The sequence below is a fragment of the Paraburkholderia phymatum genome (assembly GCF_038900715.1).
Lineage (GTDB): Bacteria > Pseudomonadota > Gammaproteobacteria > Burkholderiales > Burkholderiaceae > Paraburkholderia > Paraburkholderia phymatum_A.
Window position 1 is genome coordinate 1 of sequence record NZ_JAYMRZ010000107.1, and the last position, 393, is coordinate 393.

Annotated in this window: 1 pseudogene; it reads right to left on the bottom strand. The window is 62.8% G+C overall.

Features of this window, described 5'->3' with window-relative positions:
• Position 1: 1 nt before the first annotated feature.
• Positions 2-393, bottom strand: a pseudogene (locus VSR68_RS42625) (hypothetical protein); the annotation flags it as partial.

Here is a 393-nt window from a genome sequence, read left to right on the forward strand (position 1 = left end):
CCTAGTGGTTAGCTGATAGCGGTCGAGAGGTCCTCAGGCGGATCGGCAAGCACTGTGACGGCCTTGTCGGTGCGTCCGGGAAGGTTCGGTTCCACAGCAGCACACCGACAGGCTTGCCGTCGGACAGGTAGTAGACGACCTGCCCATCCCCAGCTTCCACTGATGTGGTCGCGAGGCTGGAGTCGAGGGTGCCGACTGCCTCCCAGCGGACCCCAAAGATTTGTGAGTACATCATCGGGGTATGGGTGTAGGAGTCTTTTGATCCCGCCATGATGCGGCCGGCCGCCTTGCCCATCGCGATGGCATTGTCCACATGCTCGACGCGGGTGCGGCCCAACACCGGGTCCGGGTAATTGGCGATGTCTCCGGTGGCCCAGATGGCCGGATCGTTGG